The sequence below is a fragment of the Rhizobium sp. BK418 genome (assembly GCF_004341105.1).
Lineage (GTDB): Bacteria > Pseudomonadota > Alphaproteobacteria > Rhizobiales > Rhizobiaceae > Rhizobium.
On sequence record NZ_SLZK01000002.1, the window covers coordinates 65,204 to 90,408 of the forward strand.

25 protein-coding genes and 1 pseudogene are annotated in these 25,205 nt (G+C 60.4%); 14 read left to right on the top strand and 12 right to left on the bottom strand.

The genetic code is table 11. The annotated features are described in order from the left end of the window. Positions 1–30: 30 nt before the first annotated feature. Positions 31–444, top strand: a complete 414-nt coding sequence (msrB, locus tag EV281_RS06295) for a peptide-methionine (R)-S-oxide reductase MsrB (RefSeq protein ID WP_132652086.1) — start codon at positions 31–33, stop codon at positions 442–444. Positions 445–832: 388 nt separating this feature from the next. Further along, positions 833–1,483: a pyridoxamine 5'-phosphate oxidase family protein gene (locus EV281_RS06300; protein ID WP_132653195.1), complete on the top strand. Its 651-nt coding sequence runs from the start codon at positions 833–835 to the stop codon at positions 1,481–1,483. Positions 1,484–1,576: 93 nt separating this feature from the next. On the opposite strand, the gene EV281_RS06305 is transcribed toward EV281_RS06300, so the two are convergent. Continuing rightward, on the bottom strand, positions 1,577–2,647 hold the full coding sequence (locus EV281_RS06305; RefSeq protein ID WP_132652087.1) for an FAD-dependent oxidoreductase: 1,071 nt from the start codon (positions 2,645–2,647) through the stop codon (positions 1,577–1,579). A gap of 75 nt (positions 2,648–2,722) precedes the next feature. On the opposite strand from EV281_RS06305, the gene EV281_RS06310 reads away from it, so the two are divergent. Both EV281_RS06310 and EV281_RS06315 read left to right on the top strand, forming a co-directional pair. Continuing rightward, complete coding sequence (locus tag EV281_RS06310) at positions 2,723–3,262, top strand: GNAT family N-acetyltransferase (RefSeq protein WP_132652088.1); 540 nt, start codon at positions 2,723–2,725, stop codon at positions 3,260–3,262. Next, the gene (locus EV281_RS06315) at positions 3,259–4,005 is read left to right on the top strand and encodes a class I SAM-dependent methyltransferase (protein ID WP_132652089.1); all 747 of its coding nucleotides are present in this window, start codon (positions 3,259–3,261) and stop codon (positions 4,003–4,005) included. Before EV281_RS06310 ends, EV281_RS06315 begins: the two co-directional genes overlap by 4 nt. Before the next feature lie 51 nt (positions 4,006–4,056). Here the strand turns inward: EV281_RS06315 and EV281_RS06320 are convergent, their stop codons facing one another. The 5 genes from EV281_RS06320 to EV281_RS06340 form a co-directional block, all read right to left on the bottom strand. Further along, a complete protein-coding gene (locus EV281_RS06320; protein ID WP_132652090.1) occupies positions 4,057–4,755 on the bottom strand; it encodes a pentapeptide repeat-containing protein in 699 nt (232 codons plus the stop codon). A 166-nt stretch (positions 4,756–4,921) separates the two neighbouring features. Further along, entirely contained in the window at positions 4,922–5,431 is a 510-nt protein-coding gene (locus EV281_RS06325; protein ID WP_132652091.1) for a GNAT family N-acetyltransferase, read from the bottom strand. A gap of 74 nt (positions 5,432–5,505) precedes the next feature. Beyond that, positions 5,506–6,174 (bottom strand): hemolysin III family protein, encoded by a 669-nt coding sequence (locus tag EV281_RS06330; RefSeq protein ID WP_132652092.1) that lies wholly within the window; start codon positions 6,172–6,174, stop codon positions 5,506–5,508. 119 nt (positions 6,175–6,293) lie between these two features. Next, on the bottom strand, positions 6,294–6,614 hold the full coding sequence (locus EV281_RS06335) for a TraR/DksA family transcriptional regulator (RefSeq protein ID WP_132652093.1): 321 nt from the start codon (positions 6,612–6,614) through the stop codon (positions 6,294–6,296). Positions 6,615–6,625: 11 nt separating this feature from the next. Further along, on the bottom strand, positions 6,626–7,036 hold the full coding sequence (locus EV281_RS06340; RefSeq protein WP_132652094.1) for a universal stress protein: 411 nt from the start codon (positions 7,034–7,036) through the stop codon (positions 6,626–6,628). Positions 7,037–7,319: 283 nt separating this feature from the next. Between EV281_RS06340 and EV281_RS06345 the strand changes: the two genes are divergently transcribed. Both EV281_RS06345 and EV281_RS06350 read left to right on the top strand, forming a co-directional pair. Further along, positions 7,320–8,183, top strand: a complete 864-nt coding sequence (locus EV281_RS06345; protein ID WP_132652095.1) for a VOC family protein — start codon at positions 7,320–7,322, stop codon at positions 8,181–8,183. Between the two features lie 259 nt (positions 8,184–8,442). After that, the gene (locus EV281_RS06350; protein ID WP_132652096.1) at positions 8,443–11,256 is read left to right on the top strand and encodes a phospholipase D-like domain-containing protein; all 2,814 of its coding nucleotides are present in this window, start codon (positions 8,443–8,445) and stop codon (positions 11,254–11,256) included. A 72-nt stretch (positions 11,257–11,328) separates the two neighbouring features. Here EV281_RS06350 and EV281_RS06355 read toward each other — a convergent pair whose 3' ends face one another. Beyond that, positions 11,329–12,402, bottom strand: a complete 1,074-nt coding sequence (locus EV281_RS06355) for an aldo/keto reductase (protein WP_132652097.1) — start codon at positions 12,400–12,402, stop codon at positions 11,329–11,331. A gap of 95 nt (positions 12,403–12,497) precedes the next feature. Between EV281_RS06355 and EV281_RS06360 the strand changes: the two genes are divergently transcribed. From EV281_RS06360 to EV281_RS06375, 4 genes are all read left to right on the top strand, one after another. After that, the gene (locus EV281_RS06360; RefSeq protein ID WP_132652098.1) at positions 12,498–13,391 is read left to right on the top strand and encodes a LysR family transcriptional regulator; all 894 of its coding nucleotides are present in this window, start codon (positions 12,498–12,500) and stop codon (positions 13,389–13,391) included. 62 nt (positions 13,392–13,453) lie between these two features. Further along, on the top strand, positions 13,454–13,912 hold the full coding sequence (locus EV281_RS06365; RefSeq protein ID WP_132652099.1) for a MarR family transcriptional regulator: 459 nt from the start codon (positions 13,454–13,456) through the stop codon (positions 13,910–13,912). A gap of 41 nt (positions 13,913–13,953) precedes the next feature. Beyond that, positions 13,954–14,358 (top strand): DUF1398 family protein, encoded by a 405-nt coding sequence (locus EV281_RS06370; protein WP_132652100.1) that lies wholly within the window; start codon positions 13,954–13,956, stop codon positions 14,356–14,358. A gap of 80 nt (positions 14,359–14,438) precedes the next feature. Continuing rightward, the gene (locus EV281_RS06375; protein ID WP_132652101.1) at positions 14,439–15,605 is read left to right on the top strand and encodes an AI-2E family transporter; all 1,167 of its coding nucleotides are present in this window, start codon (positions 14,439–14,441) and stop codon (positions 15,603–15,605) included. A 30-nt stretch (positions 15,606–15,635) separates the two neighbouring features. Here EV281_RS06375 and EV281_RS06380 read toward each other — a convergent pair whose 3' ends face one another. After that, positions 15,636–16,415: a polysaccharide deacetylase family protein gene (locus EV281_RS06380; RefSeq protein ID WP_132652102.1), complete on the bottom strand. Its 780-nt coding sequence runs from the start codon at positions 16,413–16,415 to the stop codon at positions 15,636–15,638. Positions 16,416–16,590: 175 nt separating this feature from the next. Next, positions 16,591–16,983, bottom strand: coding sequence for a DUF930 domain-containing protein (locus EV281_RS06385; RefSeq protein WP_132652103.1), 393 nt, complete (start codon positions 16,981–16,983; stop codon positions 16,591–16,593). A 231-nt stretch (positions 16,984–17,214) separates the two neighbouring features. Between EV281_RS06385 and EV281_RS06390 the strand changes: the two genes are divergently transcribed. After that, the gene (locus tag EV281_RS06390) at positions 17,215–19,323 is read left to right on the top strand and encodes a S9 family peptidase (protein ID WP_132652104.1); all 2,109 of its coding nucleotides are present in this window, start codon (positions 17,215–17,217) and stop codon (positions 19,321–19,323) included. 51 nt (positions 19,324–19,374) lie between these two features. Next, entirely contained in the window at positions 19,375–19,896 is a 522-nt protein-coding gene (locus EV281_RS06395) for a DUF1697 domain-containing protein (protein WP_132652105.1), read from the top strand. On the opposite strand, the gene EV281_RS06400 is transcribed toward EV281_RS06395, so the two are convergent. The 3 genes and pseudogenes from EV281_RS06400 to EV281_RS06410 form a co-directional block, all read right to left on the bottom strand. Next, on the bottom strand, positions 19,893–20,798 hold the full coding sequence (locus tag EV281_RS06400) for an SDR family oxidoreductase (RefSeq protein ID WP_132652106.1): 906 nt from the start codon (positions 20,796–20,798) through the stop codon (positions 19,893–19,895). The two genes, EV281_RS06395 and EV281_RS06400, sit on opposite strands and share 4 nt — an antisense overlap. Positions 20,799–20,881: 83 nt before the next feature. Further along, a pseudogene (locus tag EV281_RS32050) lies at positions 20,882–21,206 on the bottom strand (TetR/AcrR family transcriptional regulator); the annotation flags it as partial. A 149-nt stretch (positions 21,207–21,355) separates the two neighbouring features. Next, the gene (locus EV281_RS06410; RefSeq protein ID WP_132652107.1) at positions 21,356–22,810 is read right to left on the bottom strand and encodes an MDR family MFS transporter; all 1,455 of its coding nucleotides are present in this window, start codon (positions 22,808–22,810) and stop codon (positions 21,356–21,358) included. Positions 22,811–23,068: 258 nt separating this feature from the next. On the opposite strand from EV281_RS06410, the gene EV281_RS06415 reads away from it, so the two are divergent. After that, positions 23,069–24,571, top strand: coding sequence for a protein adenylyltransferase SelO (locus EV281_RS06415; protein WP_132652108.1), 1,503 nt, complete (start codon positions 23,069–23,071; stop codon positions 24,569–24,571). Positions 24,572–24,614: 43 nt separating this feature from the next. Further along, positions 24,615–25,163: a glutathione peroxidase gene (locus EV281_RS06420; RefSeq protein WP_132652109.1), complete on the top strand. Its 549-nt coding sequence runs from the start codon at positions 24,615–24,617 to the stop codon at positions 25,161–25,163. Positions 25,164–25,205: the final 42 nt, after the last annotated feature.

Genomic DNA, 25,205 nt, shown 5'->3' on the forward strand with positions numbered 1-25,205 from the left:
AGAGATTGCCCCCGGCGAAAGGAGCACTCCATGGCCGAAACGACCGCCACCCCAAAAGTTCACAGGACCGATGCCGAATGGAAGGAACTGCTGACTCCCGAGCAGTACCGCATCACCCGCCAGCATGGCACCGAACGCGCCTTTACCGGCCCCTATTGGGATTCTTTCGAGACCGGTCTCTACCGCTGCGTCGGCTGCAATGCCCCGCTCTTCCGCTCCGACACGAAATTCGATGCCGGATGCGGCTGGCCGAGCTATTTCGAGCCGGTTTCGCCTGATGCCGTGACCGAGCACCGCGATACCACCTATGGCATGGTGCGCACGGAAATCCGCTGCGGCACGTGCGAGGCCCATCTCGGCCACGTCTTTCCCGACGGGCCGCCGCCGACCGGCCTGCGCTATTGCATCAACGGGCATTCGATGGTTTTCGAGCCCGGCAAGTAAGGGAAAGCAGCCCTCCAACGCGCCCGCGGCTGCCGCAAGCAATTCGTGAAGCTATCCTGCGGGTACGTCTTCCGCGAACGCCGGTGTTCGCGGTGTCAAAAAGATTCAATGCAAGACCGTCGCTTCAATTGGAATCTGCGACGAGCACAGCCGCCGCTTTTCGGGGTTGATCCTCATTTACGGGCTGAGCCGCATTCGACAATTTCCAGACTAGTCGAACTTGGTCTTCTTGATCGCATCGAAGTTTTACGGTATCGATATTTATGAGGTACGTACCTCATAAAGCCATTCGCGCGGCTCCGGCTCATCGAGTGGTGCTAGAATTTTCTGACGCTGAGAATGAAAACGGAACGCCGGGCAAGGCTGATCAAACCGTCGAGAGCATATGATGAATGAGTTCAAGCTTAATCCAGAATTTGCCATAGGAGATGAACAATCTCTTCGAAGTCTCTTCGACGCCACTCACGCCCTGGCAATACTGAAGTGCCAGGATACTCTTGGCGAGCATGCGCGGGAGTTTATCAGGCGTTCGCCGTTCTTGTGCATCGGCACACAAAATCCCGATGGAAAAGCAGATGTCAGTCCTCGCGGCGATCCTGTCGGTTTCGTTAAAATTCTGGATGAGCGCACACTGGCCATACCAGATCGACCGGGCAATAACCGCCTGGACACTCTGGTCAACATCATCGCCAACCCGAGCGTTGGACTGCTATTCATCATTCCTGGGTTTGACGACACATTGCGCGTGAATGGGCAGGCCACTCTGGTAAATGATCCTGAACTGCTGAAGAGCATGAGTGTCAATGATCGCGCGCCCAAACTCGCGATCGTGGTTAAAGTGAATGAAGTTTTCATGCATTGCGCCAAGGCCTTTCGGCGCTCTCATTTATGGAGCCCGGAACATTTCCAAGATCGCACCGAGATGCCCTCTCTCATGAAGATCATTCTGGACGAAACAACGGGCGCGCCCAGCAATAAGGACGAGATGCGCCAAATGGACGACGAGCTGGAAAAAGATTACCAGAAGACACTTTATTAGCCGTTTGATACGCGCAGATAGTCTGCGGCGGAAACATCAAATTTCGCCACAGATGGTGCTCCAGTTAAGAGCAGGCCCTACCGGATTCGCTTCTTACATCAGGCCAGCGGGCGGGATGAGCGGCGAGCGCCTGCCTTCCAGCACATGCTCCGCGGCAAGCCGGCCGAGCAGCGGCGCGAGGATAACGCCGGGATGGCCGACCGCAGCATAGGCACCCTCAACGCCGGGCAGGAAACCCAGCCGCGGCATTCCATCGGAGAAGAAGGGCCGGTAACCGGCGACGGCCTCGACTAGTGACACGCGCTCGGGCAAGCGCAGGCGCTCATGCATGATCTTCAATATCCGCCGGCCTACACTTTCCGGCGCGTTTTCCTCGCGATCATCGATATAGCCCTTGGCGACGTTCAGCCTGTTGTCCGCGGATTGGCGGATTTCCAGGCCGGGGCCTCGGAGGATGCGGCTTAGCACGGGTTCGGTGCAGCTGTAGCGCAGGATGATCGACGGTGAGGCTTCGACACCGGTGCGGAAGCCGAGGTTTTCTGCCAGCCGGTCAACGGCAGTTCCGGCGGTCAGGATCACGAGATCGGCTTCGATCACGCCGCCATCGTCGAAGCGCACACCGGTTACTATGTTGCCTGAAAGGGTAAGGCTTCCGACCTTGCGGCCGAAGGTGGCGGTTATGCCGGCGGCATCGATCAGATCCCGCGCCAGCCTTGCAGGATCGAGCGCGAGATCGAGGGGCGAAAAGATGGCGCAGGCGGGAGGCTTGAGCAAATTGGGCTCCCATGCGGCGATCGTCGCGGCATCGACCAGTTCGACATCCGTCCCCGCAGTGCGATGGGCCGCGGCGAAGGCCTCGGTTTCAGCGGGGCTTGCAAGCCAGAAGAGCGAACCGGCGCGCGCGGCCACGAAGACACCAGGCAGATCTGCCTGCAGGCGGGCATATTCGACGAGCGCCTCCTGCACGAGGCCGTAATTTATGGCTCCCGGCGCAATATTGATGATATTCACCCAGCCGAAGGCGCTTGACGTCACGCCGCTGCCTGCGGCCACGCCCTCCTCCACCATATGGACCTCGGTTCCGCGCCGAGCAAAATGGAAGGCGAGCGAGGCTCCGACAATGCCGGCGCCGACAATGATGACGCGTATCTTCGCAGGTGCCATGGCGGGAGTCCTCCTGTAGAACCGAACCGGGAACCGGCGCGGCTTAGGCGTGCTCCATGACAGAGGGATGAAACGATGACGGCCATGCGGGAAATCCTGCGCAGCGACCGGCTGGTGTTGCGCGAAATCACCGTTGCGGACCTACCGGCGCTCGAGCGCATCTTCGGCGACCCGCTGTGCATGCGCCATTACCCTTCCGTGAAGGATGGCGCGGCAACGCGGGATTTCTTCGAAAGGCTTGCCTTCGGAAGCTACGAGAAAAATGGCTTCGGCCTCTGGGCGATGATCGATCGTCGGAGCGGCGATCTGCTCGGCGACTGCGGGATCACGCTGCAGGAAACGTCGAGTAGGACAGAGCCGGAGATCGGCTACCATCTCTGGCGAGATCATTGGGGCAAGGGCTATGCCACCGAGGCTGCAACTGCCTGTCGCGACCATGCCTTCTCGGTGATGGGATTGTCGCGCATCGTCAGTATCGTCAGCCTGGAAAATCTCCCCTCGCAGAAGGTCGCCGAGCGGGTACATCAGAGGAGAGAGATATTCAGCAAGCAGAATGCGGCCGGCGAGACGGTCGAGCGCTATCTCTACATCAGCGAAAAAACATCAGGCACATGAGCACGGTTTCCGACGATCCCCTCTACCGCGACCCTTCCCTTGCGCAATTTTACGACGCGGCCAATCGCTGGGGTCCGGATTTCGATTTCTGCGTGAAGCTTGCGGAAGGTGCGCAGTCTGCACTCGACCTTGGCTGCGGCACCGGCGAGCTGACGGCTGCCCTTGCTGCGACGCGTATCGTCACCGGCGTCGATCCGGCTGCGGCAATGCTCGATATCGGCAGATCGCGGCCGGGTGGCGACCGGGTGGAATGGGTCGAGGGCGACGCCCGCATCGTTCGCCTCGGCAGGAAATACGATCTCGTCGTGCTGACGGGGCACGCCTTTCAGGTTTTCCTGACGGAAGAAGACCAGCGCTCAGCACTCGCCACGATCGCAGCCCATCTCAGCCCTGCCGGCCGCTTCGTGTTCGATACACGCAATCCCGGTTTTCGAGGAGAGCGTGATGTGCGCCACAGCAGCGTGCGTCAGCTCGAACATGCGCAGCTTGGAACGGTCGAGGCCTCGGACGAGTCGCATTACGACGAGGCGACCGGCATTCTTTCCTATGAGAACGTCTATCGTGTTCGTGCGACGGGTGAGCGTTTCGCCGGCCGCTCGAAAATCCTCTATACCCCACGCGACAAGCTCTCGGGCATGATGCGCGATGCCGGGCTAACCGTCGATGTATGGTATGGCGACTGGGAGGGCAGCCCATTCCACGTGCGCTCGCGCGAGATTATCCCGGTTGGTCGACTTGCCTGAGCCTGGGTCTTTTACGCAATTCCAAACGCAAAACCGGTTTGCTGAAATTGCTTAGTCCTGCTCCTGCGGGCAGGGCCAGTTCGAAGGGACGGAAAGCCCCGGAGGCAGCTTGGTGGAGGAATCGCCGCAGGCGAGATCGATCTGCGCCTGCTGCAGACCAGTGGCGGCGGACAAATCCAGCCCCTCGATGCGGGTCAGAAACATGAAGGCGCGGTCGAAACTGATCGGGCCATCATAACTTGCACCGGTCAGATCGGCGCGGGAGAGATTGGCGAGCGCGAAGCTGACGCCGGTCAGCACCGCCTTGTCGAAATTGGCACGGCCGAGCTCAGCCTTCTCGAAATTCGCCTTGGTCAGCTGCGCGCCTGTGAAATCCGCCCGCTGCAGCTCTGCACCGGCAAAGTTTGCACCATCGGCGACAGCGCCGGCAAAAGTCGATCGATAGGCTTCGATTTTTGCGAAGTTGGCGCCTTGGACGGTGGCGCCTCCTAGCGAGGCCCGCACGAAGGTCGCCTTTTCCGCATTCGCGGAGTTGAGGTTCGCACCGCCGAGATCGGTCAAAGAAAAATCCGTGCCGACGAGATTGGCGCCCTGGAGGTCGCTGCCCTGAAGCATCAGGTTCTTCTTGGTGCATTCCTGCCAGTCCAGCTTCGGCGAAGCCGTACTGCCGCAACTGGCGGCCATTGCGGGCAGCGAATAGGCCGCTATAGCCAGGAAAGCCGAAAGACCGAGCACCGGGCGTCCAAACATCAACCTCTCCTCTACGAGTCGTGCCATCAGAGATTTTCTACAAGGCGCAGACTACGATAAAAATATGGTTAGTGCCCCGCCGGCAATCAATCTGGACATGGGCAATCTGGACATGGGCAATCTGGCTTTGGGCAATTCGGTTACGGGCAATCCGGAGACGACCCTGTCAGGCTTTCGGTACGCGCAGTTCCATGCAGGTCAGGTCCAGCCAGCGGCCGAACTTGATGCCGACCTCGGAAAATGTGCCGGCGACGCGGAAGCCGAGCTTTTCGTGGAGCTTGATGGAGGCCGTGTTTTCAGCCTCAATGCCGGCGATCATGACGTGGACATTGCCGGCACTCGCGTGCTCGATCAATGCGCGCATCAGCTTTTCGCCGATGCCCGCACCGCGGCAATCCTTATCGACATAAACGGAATGCTCGACCGTGTGTCGGTAGCCGTCGAAAGCGCGCCAGTCGCCATAGGAGGCGTAGCCGGCGACTTTGCCGTTCATTTCGGCGACGATGACCGGAAAGCCCCTGCCCTTGCGGGCCTTGAACCATTCCAGCCGGTTGTCGAGGTCGACGAGCGTTTCATTCCAGATCGCCGTCGTATGCTCGACCGCGTGGTTGTAGATGTCTCTGATGGCAGGAAGATCGGCTTCGGCGGCGTCCCGGATGAGAACGGTATCGGTCATGTGGCAGGCCCGGTTCGGAATGGTCTTGCTTTTCGCGGCATACGCCGGGCGCGGTCCGATGTAAACGCCAGATATCAGAAGGTTGGGACTGGGAGGCTGAAGCAGGTGAGCACGGCCGAATAATGTACGGCGGCGGCGGCCACCACGAAGCCGTGCCAGATGGCATTCTGAAAACGCAACCTCTCCCAGACGTGAAAGATGACGCCCAGCGAATAGATGATACCGCCGATGACGATCAGCAGCATGGAGGCATAGGGGATGCGCGAGGCAACGGGTTCGGCCACGAGTATGCCGCTCCAGCCCATGGCGAGGTAGAGCAGGATCGCCAGCCGGTCGTATTTCCCCGGAAAGACGCATTTGACGAAGATGCCGAAGGCGGCGATCAGCCAGATGAGGATCAGCATGCCCCACAAAAGCGGATCGTCGGCGCCACGTTGCAGGAATGGCGTGTAGGTGGCGGCGATCAGGATGAATATCGCCGAATGGTCGAACCGGCGCAGATACCATTTGGTGCGCGACACCGGCCAGATATTATAGGAAAAGGAAATGCCGAGCGTCAGCACCAATCCTACGCCGTAGACCCAGGCGGCAACCACCGCGCCGGCGGGGCTCCAGAGAGTGGCGTAGAAGATCAACACGGTCGCGCCGATCAGCGCAAAGAACAGACCGACGCCATGGACGATGCCGTCTGCGATCAGCTCATATCTGTCGTAAGCCCAGCGAATGCCGTTGAACTCGCCCATGCTCGCACCCTTGCTCAGCACAAGGGAATGGTCGCATTGAATTCGCAAAGGCGCAACCGGACGTCTGGTAGCGTCAGGTTAAATCTTTGTGACGGGCCATGCTCATTTTTGATGGCGCTCTACCTGTCCGCCGCGCAATCCTCACAGAGCGGCGTCTGCGGCAGCACTGCGAGGCGCGCCTCGGATATTTCGGCGCCGCAGCGGGCGCAGATGCCGTAGGTGCCCTTAGCGATGCGTTCGAGGGCGGCGTCGATGGCGCGAAGCTCGTCCTCGCCAGCCTGGCCGAGGCCTTCCAGCACTTCGTCATTCTCGTTTTCGATGGCTCGGTCTTCGTCATCGGCCGCCTTGGTGCGGCTGAGGTCCGTATCAATCTGGCGCAGGCGCGCTGTCAGTTCATGCCAGCGGTCGCGCAGAATCTTTTCCTGAAGTTTCGTATCCATGGCTTCACGTCCTACCGATCCACCAGCACCGAGCACTTTGCGTGGCGCACCACGCGGTCGGCGGTGGCGCCGATAAAGTAATTGTAGATATCGGGAATGTGCGAGGCGACCATGATGAGGTCTGCGCCGTGGTCTTCCGCCGCGGCAAGGATGCCGTTGGCGGGTGGGCCGTTGCGGACTTCGACAGTGGCCGAAATGCCGGTTTTGGCGACGAGCGCGCCCAGCCGGTCGCGCCCTTCCTTCATGGCATCCTCGACGATGTTTCCCGGAAGCTCGATGGCGACATAGGTCGGAACATCCTCGACGACGTTAAGCAGGATGATCTCGCCGCCGTCATCGAGCAGCCTTGCCGCCTTACGGAAAATCTTCTCGCCTTTATCGATGCTGCCGATTTCTATGGGAACAATGATCTTCTTGTACATCTGGCCCTCCTGGAGGTGTTGCTCTTCGTCAACTTCGTCTCTGGATAGATAAAGCGCATTGACTGATATCAAGTGGGGCGCGAGTGGTCGTCAACGTCTGCAGAACGCTTCATCTTCAAAAGCCGGCCTTCTGTGAACAATGAAAATGGGCCATATAGTCATCAAGTACAGCAGCCGAGGGAGCTTACAGGCGAATGGACCGGCGAAAATTCCTCGCGCTCGCTACGGGCGGCACTTGCCGCCATCGCCGGTACGTCTCAATTCCAAGGCAGGAGATCATCCCATGACGTCACCAAAAACATCTTATGCGCTGACGCGCCCTGCCTATATCGACCAGTCGCATCTGGTCGTGAAAGACTTGGCCGCGGTCTCCGGTTTCTATCAGAAGATGCTTGGCCTTTCAGTGCTCGAAAAGACGGCGAGCGGCGAAGTTCTCGGCGTCGCCGGCGTGCCGCTGCTGACGCTGACAACGGATAGCAATGCGCGCGAAGCGCCCCGCAATGCTGCCGGCCTCTTCCACACCGCTTTCCTGATGCCAAACCGCACCGAACTTGCCCGCTGGCTGCGTCATGCCGCTCGGAACAATGTCGCGCTCGATGGCGCCTCCGACCATCTGGTCAGCGAGGCGATCTACCTTTCCGATCCGGAGGGCAACGGTATCGAAATCTATGCGGACCGGCCGCATGAGAGCTGGAAATTCCATCCGGACGGCATGGTGGAAATGTCGACGCTGCGCCTCGACCTGCAGTCACTCCATGACAGCGCGCCTGATGATGCCTGGGGCGGCATGGCCGACGGTACCGCGATCGGTCACATCCATCTGCAGGTCGGCGACATCCCGCAGGCGGACGCCTTTTATCGGGACGTGCTCGGCCTGAAGGTGATGGCGCGTTATCCGAGCGCGAGCTTCTTTGCGACCGGCGGTTACCACCACCATCTCGCAGCCAATATCTGGAACAGCCGCGGCGCCGGCATACGCGCCGACAATATGACCGGCCTTTCGGACTATAGGATCCGGTTCAACGATAAGGAAACGCTCGACAAGGCCGTTTCCAAGCTCGACGAGCTGGAGATCAAGAGCGAGAAGCGCGATGGTGGCGTCTTCCTCAGGGATCCGTGGGGTATCGGACTTACGCTTTCCGCCTGAGGAATATCTTCTAAAGCATTGAAAAGGACCGTTTTGGTATTCGCCGAAACGGTCCTTTGCGTTTTCAGCGAACTCCCAAAACAGTCGCACTCTATTTGTCGCCTGGACGGTCGCACAGCAGCGATTGCGCCAGGCTCGACGCTATCATGCGGCTGTAATAAACTGAACGTATCTTGCCGATTTACAACCCTCAATAGATTTCGCAGCCATTCCCCATCGTACACCGACGAAATGTCCGCCATCGGACGGAGGAGGCAGAGTGACAGTGGAGGACTCCCAGCGCGTTCGGCAGGTCGCAGAGCAGGTTGCGGCCGCCAGCCCGCCGGATGTGCAGGCGGACATCAACGCGCTGCTACGCAGTGCACAAAAACCCGGCTGGCTCGATGAAGCCGGACGCGCCATGAATATCCGCTACGGCGGCGTGCGCGCATTGATGAACCGGGATCAGCCGGTCGACGAAGGCGTCGATATCGGCCCGCCTCCAGTAGGCGATTTGGAGACGATCGTCTTTGCGGTGGGTACGCCGGTTTTCCTCGTCAGGAACAATGCCGTCGACATCGACAGCGCCCGCGAGGAAGCGAAAGCCTGGCGCCGTATCCTCACCGACAATGCTGCGAACGTGAACCGGGCGATGGTTTCGATTGGCCGTGTCGACGTCACCAATGCCGACCGCGACTATGCCGGTACCGCGTGGGTGATCGATGATGGTCTTGTCGTCACCAACCGCCATGTGGCCAATCTCTTTGCGGAAGCAAGCGGCACCGGCTTCAAGTTCAAGATCGGTTTCGATGCGCGCCACGATATCGGCGTCAACATCGACTTCCTGGAGGAATATGGCAACGCCGCCAGCGATGAGGTGAAGATCGAACGCGTCGTCTGGGTGGCGCCCGAAAGTGGGCCCGACGTTGCCTTCCTTAAGCTGGAGCAGAAATCCTCGCCGGTCGGCCGCCTGAAGCTCGATCTTGCTTCCGACCTGCCGGTGCGCAACCTGCCGGTTGCCGCAATCGGCTATCCCACCAGCGATTCCCGCTTCTCCGATCAAAGGCTTGCCGAAAAGATCTTTGGCGGTGTCTTCACCAAGAAGCGGCTTGCCGTCGGCAACCTGCTGGCCGCCGACGAGAACCGTATCACCCATTCATGCTCCACCCTCGGCGGGAACTCCGGCTCTCCGCTCCTCGACATCGGCACGGGCAGGGTGACGGGGCTTCATTACAGCGGAACGGAATTCATCGAGAATGATGCGGTGCCGGCAGCCCTTCTGCGGCGCTGCCTGCAGCGCGCCCAGGGATTGCTCCAGCAACCGCCACCGAACGAGGAAATCACCGTGAACGAAGGCGATAGAAGTGGAGGCGGCGGCAAAGTGACATTCACCGTGCCGCTAAAGATTACCGTCGAACTGGATACCGCGGCACTGCAATCCTCGCTCGCAAGCGGAGCCGCGACCGCGCCTTCGGGGCCGGCCATCGTTATGAGTGCGACCGGTTCCGGTCCCAATCCGCTGCCCCCCTCGCCCATCCCGATGCCGACCAAGGAGCAGGTATTGGCAGCGGTCCGCACCGCAAGATCTCTGCTTGCCAACCGGGATGACGTCGTTGCCATCAAGTCGGGCTATCGCTTCGAGAATGGCGAGATCACCGATCAGCGCGCCGTCGTGATCGCGGTCAACCGCAAGCTCGAGCTCGGTGCCCTGGAATCGCGGGGCCGCACGAAGCTGCCTGACTATTTCGACGGCGTGCGCACCGACATCACCGTCGCCTCGGCCCAGGATCTCTTCGGCCTCGACATGGACGAAGCTGCGCAGCCGAGCTGGCATACGAGTTACAAGAAGCGCGACGATCTGCCCCTGACCCGGCGCCCGGTCAACGGCAAATTCGTCATCCATACCGGACCTGACGCGAGCTGGCCGCAGCTTGGCCCGTTCCTGTCGAAGACCCGCAAATCGCTGGTCGTTGCCATGTACGATTTCGGAGCGACGAATGTCGCCAATGGCGTGCTCGATGCGGTCAAGGGTCAGGCAGAAACCATCTCTATGGTGCTGCAGATGGGCGGCAAGGTGCATGACGGCGATCTGACGGATGCCGAAGCGGTCGCGGAGATCCGCGAGGCAAAGGGCAACAAGTTCGATTTCGCGCCGGCTAGCGTCGGCAAGAACGGCATCTTCGACTCCGCTTATCATATCAAAGTCGCCGTACGCGACCACAATGCCATGTGGCTTTCGAGCGGCAACTGGCAAAGCTCCAACCAGCCCAATGTGGCACCTTTGACAAACAAGGACGACGCAGCGTCAGCGCTGCGGCTCTACAATCGCGAATGGCATGCCATCCTCGAAGATGCCGGGCTCAGCAAGCTCTACGAGGATCATATTCTGCGCGATCTGGAAGAGGCCAAGGCGGTAACGGAGGCCGGCATCGTATCGGAACAACTGGTGTTCCTGCCTGCCAACCTCGCCATCGACACGCTCGAAGCGCCTGAAAAGCCCCGCTACTTCCAGCCGCTGACCGGCGAGCGCACAATCGACGTGCAGCCGATCCTGACGCCCGACAACTATATCGATACGGTATTGCCCTTTATTCAATCGGCCAAGAGCCGGATCTACTTCCAGAACCAAAGCTTCAACACCAAGACGGTGGGCGACGGCTATCGCCGGCTGCTGGATGCGCTGCTCGAAAAGCAGAAGGGCGGGCTCGATGTGCGCATCATCTTCCGCAGCTTCGGCTCCGAAGACCGCGACGTCATCAGCAACGCCAAGGAATACGGCTTCGATACCAATAAGATCCGCAAGCAGAAGAACTGCCACACCAAGGGCATCATCATCGACAGCGAAGCCGTGCTGATGGGCAGCCATAACTGGACGACAGCCGGCACCGGCTTCAATCGCGATGCGAGCCTGATCTTCTATGATGTCGAGATCGCCAAATTCTACGAGGAAATCTTCCTCTACGACTGGAACCGCATCGGCCCGGCAAAAATAGATGAAAATCTGCCGCCGCCGATGCTGGCACCGGCCGGAGGCGAGACGGCACCACCGTCAGGCTACATCGCCGTCCCGCTTTCGATCGCGCTTGGACGATGAATTTCGAAGCGCAGCATCCAGACGACAAATGGCGCCGCTTCCGGCGCCATTTTCATTTGCATGCCTCAGACTTCAACGACGGGGCTCAATCGTCACTTCGCCGAACATGACGCCGCGCGTGAGTGGCTTGGCGAGAAAATCATGCGGGAAGCCGAGGACGATGGCGCTTGCCTCGGCGAGGCGGGCGCGATGCTCATCCGACAGCACGACATCGAGTGCGCCCAGATTGTCTTCGAGCTGGGCCATCGTCTTCACGCCCATGATCGGCGAGGTGATCGCCGGATTAGTGAGCGTCCAGGCGATCGCCACCTGTGCCGGCGTCCTGCCGATGTCGGCGGCGATCTCCTTCACCACATCGGCGATACCGAGATTGCGCTCCGTCAGCGAACCGTTGCCGGCGGCGACATTCTTGCGGGTGCCGACAGCGCTCGCCGTGCCACCACCGATATCGAGATCGGCGCGGCTATATTTGCCGGTCAGGACGCCCATGCCGAGCGGCGACCAGGGGATGACGCCGAGGCCGAGCTCATGCGCCATCGGGATCAGATCACGCTCCACCGTGCGCTCGATCAGGCTGTATTCGATCTGCAGAGCCACCAGCGGTGCCCAGCCGCGCAGGTCGGCAAGCGTCTGCATGCGCGCGACCTGCCAGGCAGGTGTATCGGAAATGCCGGCGTAGACAATCTTGCCGGCACGCACGAGGTCGTCCAAACCGCGCATCACTTCCTCGACCGAGGTCGTGAAGTCCCAGGCGTGCAGATAGAAGAGATCGATATAATCGGTGTTCAGCCGCTTCAGGCTGTCTTCCACCGAGCGGACCATGCTGCGGCGATGGTTGCCGCCGGAATTCGGATCCTTCGGACGCGAGGTGATCGTATATTTGGTGGCGATGACAAGCTCATCGCGGCGGCCTTCGGCAAAGCGGCCGACAAGTTTTTCGGAGGTGCCGCTGGTATATTGGTTGGCGGTATCGATGAAATTACCGCCGCGATCGACATAGGCGTCGAACATGCGGCGCGATTCCTGCTCATCCGCACCCCAGCCCCAGTCGGTTCCGAAGGTCATGGCGCCGAGCGACAGCGGCGAGACGCGCAGGCCGGAACGGCCGAGCAGACGGTAGCGGTCGAGGGACAATGTATCGGTCATAGGAATCTCCTGTCGTTGCAGACAGAAGATGCGCCTTGCCGATACTAACAACAATGCTACATTATCAGCATAGCTTGTTTAGAAAAGAGAGCATAATGCGCGGCAGCGACTATGCGGAATTGAAGGCTTTTGCGGCAGTGGCCGAGCATGGCAATTTTGCGCGTGCGGCCGCGCGCCTCGGCATATCGCCTTCGGCGCTCAGCCAGACGATCCGCACACTCGAGGAGCGGATGGGCATCCGGCTGCTCAACCGCACGACACGCAGCGTGGCGCCGAGCGAGGCGGGACAGCGGTTGCTGGCTCGGCTTCTGCCGGCGCTTGCCGATCTCGACCAGGCGGTGGCGGATGTTTCAGCGCTGCGCGATACACCGGCCGGTCTGTTACGCATCAACGCGCCACGGGTCGCGATCGTCCACAGGCTGGCGCCGCTGATTGCCCCCTTTCACGCGGCCTATCCTGACATCGTCATCGATATCGTGGTCGAGGACAAACTCGCCGATATCGTCGCAGATCGCTTCGATGCGGGCATCCGGCTGGGCGAGATGGTGGAAAAGGACATGGTGAGCGTGAAGCTCGGCGGCGAGATGCGGCTCATCGTCGTTGCCTCGCCCGATTACGTCGCACGTCACGGCATGCCGGGGACGCCGCGCGACCTGCGCGACCATCCCTGCATCGTCTCCCGCTGGCCGACGGATGGCAGCCTCTATCACTGGGAATTCGAACGCGGCGATGAAAAGCTTGAGGTGTCGGTTTCAGGGCCGCTCAGCACCACCGACAACGATCTGATGCTGCGGGCGGTTCTCGACGGGATCGGCATCGGCTATCTCTTCGATTATCACGTCGCCGACTATCTCGCCGACGGCCGGCTGATCAGCATGCTCGACGACTGGACGCCGCCCTTCCCCGGCTTCCACCTCTATTATCCAAGCCGGCGCCAGATGCCGCCGCCCTTGCGCGCCTTCGTGGACTTCATCGCACGGCAGCGCTAATCCAGATAGTTGACTAGGAAACAATATTCATATAGTTTCCTAGTCAACAAATGGAGACGCGTATGCAATATCCGTCGATTTCAGCCCTGACGTCGCATCTCGGTTATTGGATGCGAATGGTTTCGAACCAGGTGTCCTTGGCATTCGCAAAAAAGCTGGAGGCGAAGGATGTCACCGTCGCCGAATGGGTCGTAATGCGCGAACTCTACGATGTTGAGGCGCTAGCCCCAAGCCGGCTGGCAGAGCGCATGGGCATGACGCGGGGCGCGATCAGCAAGCTCGCCGACCGGCTGATCGTCAAGGCGCTGATCGCGCGTCATGCCAGCCCCGATGATGGACGGGCACAGACGCTGGCGCTGACGCCGGAAGGCCGGCGGCTGGTGCCGGAACTGGCGGCTCTCGCAGACACCAATGACGCGGAATATTTCGGCCATCTACCGCCTGACGAAAGACGGATGATCGAGGACACGCTGAAGGCCATCGCCGAACGACGGGACATACGCACGATACCAGTCGAATAGACCGTCAAAGCTATACCCAAACGCAGAAAAGGAGCGCGCAGATGGATGCGCAACAGAGAATCGTTGCCGAAGAATGCACAGCCGCATCCGAAAAGGACCGTATGAGCTTTTCCCAGGTGCTGGGCGCGCTCGCCGGCGCCGGCTTCGAGGGATATTTTACCGACCTGCGCCGGGCGGTGAAAATCTATTATCTGCCTGACGGCGGAAACATCGAGATCGCGACCGGCGGGGAAACGCCGCCCGTTGCCGACGTCTTCGATTCCGCCGCTATCGCCGAGGCCGTGCGGTGGGCGCAGGCAGCAGAGGCTGACTACAGCTACAAGGGTTTCTGCGAAAGGATCATGGCCGCCGGGTGCATGGGCTATCTCGTCTCGCTGCTGGGTCGCCGCGCAGTTTATTTCGGCCGCACCGGCGAAACGTATGTCGAGCATTTTCCGAACCGGTAGCTTTCCCCGGCCCCACGGAACCGGCAGCAGCCCTTTCGCGTTGATTGGCGAGGCAATGGGGCTTCGGGGACGGATCACACATGGACATCGCCAATGGCATCAAAAGACAGTCTGGCAAGGCCCCTCTTGGCGAACGCCATGTGAGCGCATGGGCACGAACGTTTCAGGAGGCGGCGGAAGAGCTTCCGTCGGCTCCGATCCGCCGCGTCGAGAAGGATGGGCTCGATGTCAGCATGGCATGGGCCATCATCGGGATTTTCAGCATTCTGGGGCTTGCCGCCGTCTACCTGATGTCGCTGATCCTGATTCCGATTACCCTCGCCGTCGTCGTCGGCATGATCCTCGGTATGGCGGCGGAAAAACTTTCGAAGATGGGCGTGCCGCGTTTGGCCAATGCGGCGATCCTTTCCATCGGCGTCGCGCTCATTGTCTTTCTGCTCATCAATTCGCTTGCCGGACCTCTGGCGATGCTCGCCAACGAGGCACCCGGTTTCATCGACCGTACTGCGCAGCACATGATGCCCTATCTGGAGCGGATCGAATGGCTGCACATCACGCCCGCCACCTTCCAGAGCGGACCGATGTCCATCGACGCGCTGCTCGAAAACACCGGCAACGTGCTGCATGTGGTAACGACAAACCTGACTCCCGCGCTGGTGCAGGGGCTGATCTTCTTTGCAGCGCTGCTGCTTTTTCTCGCGAGCCGCGTGAGCCTGCGCAAAACCATCATCATGACTTTTCGCACCCGTGCGCAGCGGTTGGCGGCCATCCGCGTCATCAATGCCGTGGAACAGGCGCTTGGCTTCTATTTTGCCACCGCGTCGCTGATTTACGTGGCGCTCGGATTCATGATGACCGTCATCGCCTATGCGGGCGGGCTGTCCATGCCTGTCCTCTGGGGTTTCTTCGCCTTTCTTTCGAGTTTCATCCCCTATCTCGGCATCACGATGATGACCGTCGCCGTTGCCATTGGTGGCATCCTGACCCATGACGGCTTCATCATCGGCCTTATCCCTGCTGCGGCCTTCTTCACCGTCCACCTTGTGATGGAGAATCTGATCTTTCCGGCGGTCATGGGCAGGCGTCTGGAGATCAACCCGTTCATCGTCTTCCTGGCGATCATCTTCTGGACATGGATGTGGGGCGCGGTCGGCGCGATGCTGGCGTTGCCGCTCTCGCTCGTCGTCATGACCATCATCGACGAATTGCTCATCGACGAAAGACCGCAGCCCCAACTGCCTAAGTAAGCACCATCGGACGACACACGCCGATTTCGCCTAGTCCGTCGTCTTGTCGTCGCCTGTATCAGCGACGTCCTGCAGCCGAACGAACTCCGTACCCTTGGCCTTGAGGTCGACCAGCGCCTTAGCGACACCCTCGCCGGCCGCATGGGTCGGCTGGTTGATGTGGGAGATCACGACATCGCCATCCTTGGCCGAGGAAATACGCTTTTCCGTCACCGCCGCGCCGAGCAATGAGCCGCCGTCGCCATTTACGGAATAGCCGGCGATGCGATAACCCATGGCGCGGATCTGGCCGATGGCGGAGAGATCATATTTGGCGGTCGAGCCGCGGAACCAATGAGGTGCAGGAATGCCTGACGCGACCATGGCCGCAGCGCCGCCCTCCACCTCCTGCCTGACGGCATCGGGCGAACCGGCGGATGGGATGCCATAGACCAGCACCGGCTTGTCGATCGCCGGAATGTGTTTCTCGCCGTGATTTTCCAGCTCGAAGAGATCGGGATACTGTAGGAAGACGGCAACGGCCTTCGGATTGCGCTTCAACCAGCGGGCGGTGACGAAGATCGTCGCGGGAATGCGTTCGTTGACCAGCGTCGAGAGGATGCGCTCGTCGGCCTCGCCCATGCAGGCATCGAAGGTGATCGCGATGCGCGCATGGCCGGCGAGGTTCGAGCGAGCGATATGCAGATGTGGCTCGACCAGTTTGGGACCCGTGGCGACGGGGGAATGGGCGGGCACAGCGGGCGGAACTTCCGTAGCAGATGCCGGCGATGTGGCAAGCAGCAGCGCAGAGCCAAGAAGAAGACGGTTCATGAAGAATCAGATTCGTTTGATATTTTAGGTAATGTTAAAGCAAAGAAATAAAGCGGGCCATGTGGCCTGATGCCGCCGGGCGAAAGGCAGATCGCGTCTCAATCTGCCCGCATTCGTGTGCCTGCATTGCTGTGACTGCCAAAGAAATACGAAAGACCTAGAGCACGCCGAAGTCTCAATCGTAGAGGTAATATTTCGTCCATTTATCCTTCGGTACCTTGTCACCGATCTTGTACTTCAGGTCGCGCACATTGATGTGTTGCGGACCGGTGATGCAGGTATAGGAAAGATGGTACCAGTCGCCCTGGCTGCGGAAGACGGCGCCTGGAGCTTCGAGGCGGTCGTCGCTCGGGATCGGGTCCTTGAAGGTGTAAGCGATCACCTTGTCAGGCCGGAAGCCGGTGCCGTCCTTGTTGATCCGGCTCATGGCTTCCGTATCGCAGCTCTGTTCGAGGCGGGTGGCGGGATCAAGCTTTTCCAGTTGCTTCTTGATGGCAGGGTCCACAGCGTAGGAGGACGTGGCGGCAAGGCCCATGATAGACATAAACAGGACCAGACGTTTCGGCATTACGGAGAAACCTTTACTGTTATGCATTCTTCATATTGCCGCCGACAGCTTGCCGGGGCCCGATGCGAGTGTAATTTTCGCGCAGTGCTAGCGGACATTCTTAAACAATGTGGTGACATCAAGGCAACGCGCAGGCCATTTTGTCCCAAGACGGTTCATCCGCTGGTGCTTGATCATAGCCCGTAGCACCTCTATCTCTTGCCCACCGATACCGCCTTTACGGAGCTTTCCTTGACCGCCTTCAAGAACCTGCCCGCCCCGCCCGCCGCCGAAAAGAGACCCGTCTCCGACACGCGTCACGGGATCACGCGCACCGACGACTATGCTTGGCTGCGGGCCGACAACTGGCAGGCCATGTTCAAGGATCCATCGATCCTCGACCCCGCGATCCGCGCCCATCTGGAAGCCGAAAACGGCTACATGAATGCGGCGATGGAGGACACCAAGCCGCTGCAGAAGACCCTGTTTGCCGAGATGCGCGGGCGCATCAAGGAAGACGACAGTTCCGTGCCGACGAAGGACGGCGCTTACGCCTATGGCACGTCTTACGTGACCGGTGGCGAGCAGCCGCGCTATTTCCGCATCCCGCGCGACGGCGACATGAAGGACGAGACGATCCGCACCATCCTGCTCGACGGCGACAAGGAAGCCGCCGGCAAGGCCTATTTCCGCCTCGCCGGCCTCGACCATTGCACCGACCACAGCCGCGGCATCTGGGGCTATGACGACAAGGGTTCGGAATTTTTCACACTGCGTGTGCGCGATCTTGCGACCGGCGAGGATCTGCCCGATCTCATCGAGAATACCGGCGGCGGCGGGGTCTGGGCTCCCGACGGCAAGAGCTTTTTCTATTCAGCGCTCGACGAGAACCATCGTCCGTCGAAAATTTTCCACCATGTCATCGGCACGCTGCAGAGCGAAGACCGGCTGGTCTACGAGGAAGAGGATGCCGGCTTCTTCATGGGCGTCGGCGGTTCGCTGCTCGACGATTTCATTTATATCGACATCCATGACCACGAGACCAGCGAATACCGGCTGCTGTCGACCAAGGATCTGATGGCAGAGCCGAAGCTGGTCGCCGTACGCGAGGAAGGCATCGAATATTCGCTGACGGAGGGCGGCGATGTCTTCTACATCCTCACCAATGACGGCGGCGCCAAGGATTTCAAGATCATGGAAGCGCCGGTTGACAGACCGGGCAAGGAAAACTGGCGTGAAGTCGTGCCGCACAAGCCGGGCACGCTCATCATCAGCCACATGGCCTATGCCCGCCATCTGCTGTGGCTGGAGCGCAAGGACGGCCTGCCGCAGATCATGATCCGCGACCGGCGCACCGGCGAGGAACATGCGATCGCTTTTGACGAGGAGGCCTATTCACTCGGCCTCTCGGGTGCGGCGGAATATGATACCGACGTCATCCGCTTCTCCTATTCGTCGATGACGACGCCTTCGCAGCTCTACGACTACAACATGGTCACCCGCGAGCGCACGCTCCTGAAGACGCAGGAAGTGCCTTCCGGCCATAATCCCGACGACTATGTCACACGCCGCGTCTTCGCACCCGCCTGGGATGGCGAGAAGGTGCCGGTCACCCTGCTCTATCGCAAGGACACGCCACTCGACGGTTCCGCCCCCTGCCTGCTTTATGGCTATGGCGCCTATGGCATCACCATTCCGGCTGGCTTCAATACCAACTGCCTGTCGCTCGCCGATCGCGGCTTCGTCTATGCCATCGCTCATATCCGCGGCGGCAAGGATAAGGGCTTTGCCTGGTACGAAGACGGCAAGATGGACAAGAGGACCAACACCTTCAAGGACTTCATCGCTGCTGCTGACTATCTGAATCAGGAGAAGTTCACGTCTTACGCTGGTATCATCGCCGAGGGCGGATCGGCCGGCGGCATGCTGATGGGCGCCGTTGCCAACATGGCGCCGGAGAAATTCGCCGGCATCATCGCCGCCGTTCCCTTCGTCGATGTGCTGAATACGATGCTCGACGATACGCTGCCGCTCACTCCTCCGGAATGGCCGGAATGGGGCAATCCGATCGAGAGCCGCGAAGAATACGAGCAGATCGCCGCCTATTCGCCCTATGACAATGTCGGCGCGAAATCCTATCCGCCGATCCTGGCCCTCGGCGGCCTGACGGACCCGCGCGTCACCTATTGGGAGCCGGCCAAGTGGGTCGCGAAGCTGCGTGAGAAGACGACGGGCAGCGCCCCGATCCTGCTCAAGACCAATATGGACGCTGGCCATGGCGGCGCTTCCGGACGCTTCCAGCGGCTGGAAGAGATTGCGTTCGAATATGCGTTTGCAATCAAGGTAGCTGGCAAGATGTAACGGTCGGATGTGGCGTGCCCTGCGCACGCCACGCAATCAAGGGAGGCAGAAATGTCCGTCTATATCGCGCTGCTACGAGCAGTGAATGTCGGCGGCACCGGCTCCCTGCCGATGACCGAACTGAAGACAATCTGCGAAGAGCTCAGCTTTGCCGATGTGAAGACCTACATCCAGAGCGGCAATGTGCTGTTCCGCTCGGATGAGGCCGAAAAAGCAGTCGAGGAGAAGCTCGACGAGGCCCTCGGGAAAAAGCTGGGAAAACGGCCCGGCGTTATGGTGCGCAGTCGTAGAGAACTCGATGCCATCATCGCCGATGCGCCTTTCCCCGAAGCCAAGCCGAATTTCCTGCTCGTCTATTTCCTGCCGCAAGCGGCACCCAAAGATGCTTTGGAAAAGATGGTGGCGCCCGATCGCGAGGAAGCAAAGCTCGCTGGCCGCGAAATCTATGTGCATTATCCCAACGGTTCCGGCCGATCGAAGCTGAAGCTGCCGGCGCTAAAAACCGGCACCTCCCGCAACCTCAACACCGTGCGCAAGCTGGCCGACATGGCAGCTCAGATGGAAGGCCGCTAGGGCTGTCCGCTGCCGCCTGCCGCACCATAGATCTGACCGTTTGCATAGCTCGCGTCGGCAGCGGCAAGCTGCACGTAGATTGAGGCGAGCTCGGCCGGCTGACCGGGCCGTCCGAGTGGCGTATTGCCGCCGAACTTGACCAGCTTTTCCTGCGTCTGACCGCCACTGACCTGCAGCGGTGTCCAGATTGGGCCGGGCGCGACGCCGTTCACGCGGATACCTTTCGGCCCCAGCTGCTTGGCCATGGATTTGGTGAAATTCATCATCGCCGCCTTGGTCATGGCGTAGTCGACCAAATTGGGTGAAGGGTCGTAGGCCTGTTCCGACGTCGTCTGGATGATCGCCGATCCCTCGCGCAAGTGAGGCAACGCCGCCTTCGTCAACCAGAACATTGCATAGATATTGGTTTTCATCGTTGCATCGAAATCCTCGCTGGAGATATCGGCAAGCGACTGACGCTGCTGCTGTCGTCCGGCATTATTGACGAGAATATCGAGTCCGCCGAGCTGGCGCACAGTTTCGGCGACGATCTTGCGGCAGTATTCTTCATCCCTGAGATCGCCGGGAAGTCCGACTCCAATACGCCCTTCTTTTTTGATCAGCTCGATCACCTCGCGGGCATCGGGCTCCTCATCCGGAAGATAGCTGATCGCGACATCGGCCCCTTCGCGGGCATAGGCGATTGCTGCGGCGCGACCCATGCCGGAATCGCCGCCGGTGATCAGTGCCTTGCGGCCCTTGAGGCGGCCGCTGCCCCGATAACTCGTCTCGCCATGGTCCGGCTTCGGCTCCATGTCGCGGGCAAGCCCCGGAAAGGGCTGGGTCTGCGACGGAAAGGGCGGCTTTGGAAATTTGCCACGGGGATCATGGAAGGTCTTATCGTCGCTGATTGGGCTGGCCATTGCCTGCTCTCCCTTCGGTTTGCGCTGCGGGGCATAACCGCGCAGGCACCTATCGGTTCCCTGCGGGGAGAAAACGAGCGCACCTACAGCCGATCGCTGTCGCCGGCTGTTCCATAGAGCTGCTCGCGCCTCACGGCAACGAGGGGAGGTTCGGTCGCGGGCAGGAACAATATCTTCACGAAGGTGCGCAGCATGAGTACCTGTTCGGCAAGCGTATTTGCCGCCTTCCAGCACCGAGGAAACCAGATCGGCAAGCTGGTCGACATCGACGGGTTCGCGCGGCGTGTAAACCTCCATGACCTCGCGGAACATGCGGCCAAAGCGGCGGCGCCAGGCAAGCACGGCGTTTCGATTGGTTTCCTGTATTTCCCGGTCGAAGAGGCGTTCGTAATAACAGACAGTGGCCACTGGCGTTGCAGGATATCGATCTTGACGCCATCGAGGGCATCGACAGCCGCAGGGCCAACGGGCCTCAGGCGGACCAGCGCGAGAGGCATCACCTGTCGCGACGCAAGCGATTGCGAGAGCTTGTCGGCCTCTGAAGAGAGGAAGGCGCCTCAGCTTCTGGCTGCGGCGCCTTTCGCCTGTTTGCTCCTGTAACCGCTGATCTCCTCGCCGGCGGTCGGCGAGAAGCGCAGGTTCCAGAACGTGGCACAGATCGAGATCAGCGTGACGACGATGAAGGCCGCGGAGAAATCGCCTAGCTCAGGCGTTTCGACACCGCTGAAGGCCATGGAACCGTGCAGCGCCAGCGCACCAATGCAGATGCCGAGCGAAAGCATGAGCTGCTGGAAAGTCGTGTAGAAGCTCGTCGCCGAACTCATGCGATCCTGACCGATCTCGTCATAGGCGATGGTATTATAAGCGGTGAACTGGAACGACATGAAGAAGGCGCTCAGCACCAGCGCGATGAAGATCAGCGGCATCGGCCAGTCCGGCCGGAAGGCGGCGCAGAGACCGTAGCCGATCGTGCCGAGAATGCCGTTGATGATCAGGCTTCGACGAAAACCGACGCGGCGGAAGACGGCCTTTGCCAGCGGCTTCATGAACAGCGCGCCGAGCGCGGTTGAAATGACGATCTGGCCGGCTGCGGCAGCCGAAAGCCCGAAGCCGATCTGGAAGAGCAGCGGCAGCAGGAAAGGCTGCGCGCCCTGGGTGATGCGGGTCAGCGAACCGGCAATGACAGACGTGCCGAAGCTTGGCACCTTCATCAGCGAGAAATCCATTATCGGCGCCGGATGCTTGCGGGCATGGCGCAGATAGGCGATGCCGAAAAGCAGGCCAGTGGCGATAAGGAGGATCGATAACGACGCCTCCCCTTCATGGCTCGACAATTCGAAACCGAAGAGCAGCGAGCCGAGCGAGATGCCCGAGAGAATGAAGCCGATCGTATCGAAGGGACCAGCGGCCTTGCCCTTCACCTCGTCGATATAGATTGACACGAAGATCATGCCGATGATGCCGATCGGCACGTTGATGTAGAAGATCCAGCGCCAGTCGAGATAGGTGACGATGAAGCCGCCGAGCGGCGGGCCGACGATCGGGCCGATCAGCGCCGGCACAAGGAGCCAGGACATGGCGCTCACCATATCTTTGCGGTCGACGCTGCGCATCAACACGAGCCGGCCGACGGGCATCATCATGGCGCCACCGATACCTTGCAGCAGGCGGGCGAGAACCAGGAACGGCAGGGTCGGAGCGAGAGCACAGAGGATGGAGCCGATAACGAAGACAGCGATTGCCGAGCGGAAGACGGTGCGGGAACCGAAACTGTCGGCCATGCGGCCGCTGGCCGGAATGAAGATCGCCAGACTGAGCAGGTAAGAGGTCAGTGCGATCGACATCGCCGGGGCACCGACACCGAAATCGCGCGCCATTGTCGGCAGCGCGGTCGCCAGCACGGTTGCATCGACGTTTTCCATGAGCATGGCACTCGCGACAATCATCGCGATCACCCGGAAATTGGGTGCTGCGCGCCGGACCATCGGCGCATGATAAATCTGATCCGACATCGTCAGGGATCACTCGCAGTGGCACGGCGGAGCACACGGGGCGACAGGGCCGCGGGGGATGACATGGCAATGATGCCAAGGGGAGATGATTGGCTATACGCCTGCAATCATGGCAGCGCTATGTCTTTTATGGCAAATCTGCTTTGACGAGAGGTAAAGACAGATCACCATTCCTTGCACTTCTTTGCCCTTCGTGAAGGAACGATTTGAGATCAGAATCGGCTTGCGTGGCCCCACCCCCAGCCCTACCTATTAGCCATGACCTCCGCGCTCCAAAAAAACCGGCCGGATACGGCCTTCGGCTTCGACAACAGCTATGCCCGGCTGCCGCAGCGTTTCTTTGCCATGCAGGCGCCGACGCAGGTGGCGGAGCCGCGGCTCATCAAGCTCAATGAGCCGCTGGCCAGAGAATTGGGGCTTGATGTCGACATCCTGAAACGCGATGGCCCGGCGATCTTTTCCGGCAATCTTGTCCCCGAGGGGGCCGAACCGCTGGCGATGGCCTATGCCGGCCACCAGTTCGGGCAGTTCGTGCCGCTGCTCGGCGACGGGCGGGCGATCCTGCTTGGGGAGGTCATCGACCGTAAAGGAGAGCGCCGCGACATCCAGCTCAAGGGCGCGGGGCAGACGCCTTTTTCGCGCCGCGGTGACGGGCGGGCAGCGCTCGGTCCGGTCCTGCGGGAATATATCATCAGCGAGGCGATGTTTGCGCTCGGCATTCCGGCGACACGGGCGCTTGCTGCCGTTCTGACAGGCGAAGGCGTCAGGCGCGAGGATATCCTGCCCGGCGCGGTCTTCACGCGCGTGGCGGCAAGCCATATCCGTGTCGGCACCTTCCAGTATCTCGGCGCGACCGGAGACGAGGACGGCATCAAAACGCTCGCCGATCATGTCATCGAACGCCATTATCCCGAGCTCAAGGCCGCGGAAAATCCCTATCTCTCCCTCTATGAGGCGGCCTGCGACCGGCAGGCGTCGCTGATTGCCCGCTGGCTGCAGGTCGGCTTCATCCACGGGGTGATGAACACCGACAATATGACAATCTCAGGCGAGACGATCGATTTCGGTCCCTGCGCGTTCATGGATGCCTACGATCCGATGACGGTCTTCTCGTCGATCGACCAGCGCGGGCGCTATGCCTATGCCAACCAGCCGGGCATCGGGCAATGGAACCTTGCGCGGCTTGGCGAAGCGTTGTTGCCGCTGATCGACGCCGACAGTGACAAGGCGATCGAGCATGCCAACGCCATCATCAAGGCCTATGGCGAACGCTTTCACGCCTATTGGCTGCAGGGCATGCGCGGCAAGATCGGCCTTGTTTCCGCCGAGGACGGCGATCTGGAGCTGATCCAGGCGCTGCTGGCCTTGATGCAGGCACAGGGCGCGGATTTCACGCTGACCTTCCGGCGGCTTTCCACGCTTGCCGATGATCGGGAGGCGGAAAGTGTTTTCGCCTCGAACTTCCGCGAACCGGCGGCTACCGCCGAGTGGCTCGGCCAATGGCGCGAGCGGATCTCGCGTGATCCGCAGACATCCACGGAGCGAGCTGCGGCGATGAAGCGGGTCAATCCGGCCTTCATTCCGCGCAATCATCGTGTCGAGCAGGCGATCGAAGCGGGGGTTGAGGACGGCGATTTCTCGCTGTTCGAAGCGCTGCTGACCGTTCTTTCGAACCCTTATGAGGAGCAGCCGGCGTTCGCGGCCTATATGGACCCGCCAAAGCCCGAAGAGCGGGTGCTCCAGACTTTCTGCGGGACCTGATTTCAACCAATTCCCTATCAAACCGGCCATACTACTGGAGATAATGATGACCGACCTCCTCGATATTCCCGTCAAGACCGTTCAGGGGCGCGAGACGACGCTCGGTGAATATCGTGGCCAGGTGCTGCTCATTGTCAACGTCGCCTCCAAATGCGGGCTGACAGTGCAATATGAAGGGCTCGAAAAGCTTTATGCCGACAAGCGCGAACGCGGCTTCGTCGTCGCCGGTTTCCCGGCCAACGACTTCAAGGGCCAGGAGCCGGGCACGGATGCAGAAATCCTGGATTTCTGCACCAGCACCTTCGGCGTCGATTTCCCGATGTTCTCGAAGATCTCGGTCAAGGGGCCGGACAAGCACCCGCTCTACAAGACCTTGACGAGTTCGGGCGTGGAAACGACCGGCGAAGGGCCGATGCGCGAGCGGCTGAAGGGCGCCGGCTTTGCCGGCGACGACAGCGAAATACTCTGGAATTTTGAGAAATTCCTCGTCGGGCGTAACGGCAAGATCGTTGCCCGTTTCGCCCCCGACGTGACGGCGGATGACAACCGCCTGCTCTCGGCGATCGACCGCGAGCTTGCAAAAACGAACTAGTGCGGCAGTTCAACCGCCGCCAAATGTGGCGGTTGAAAGGCA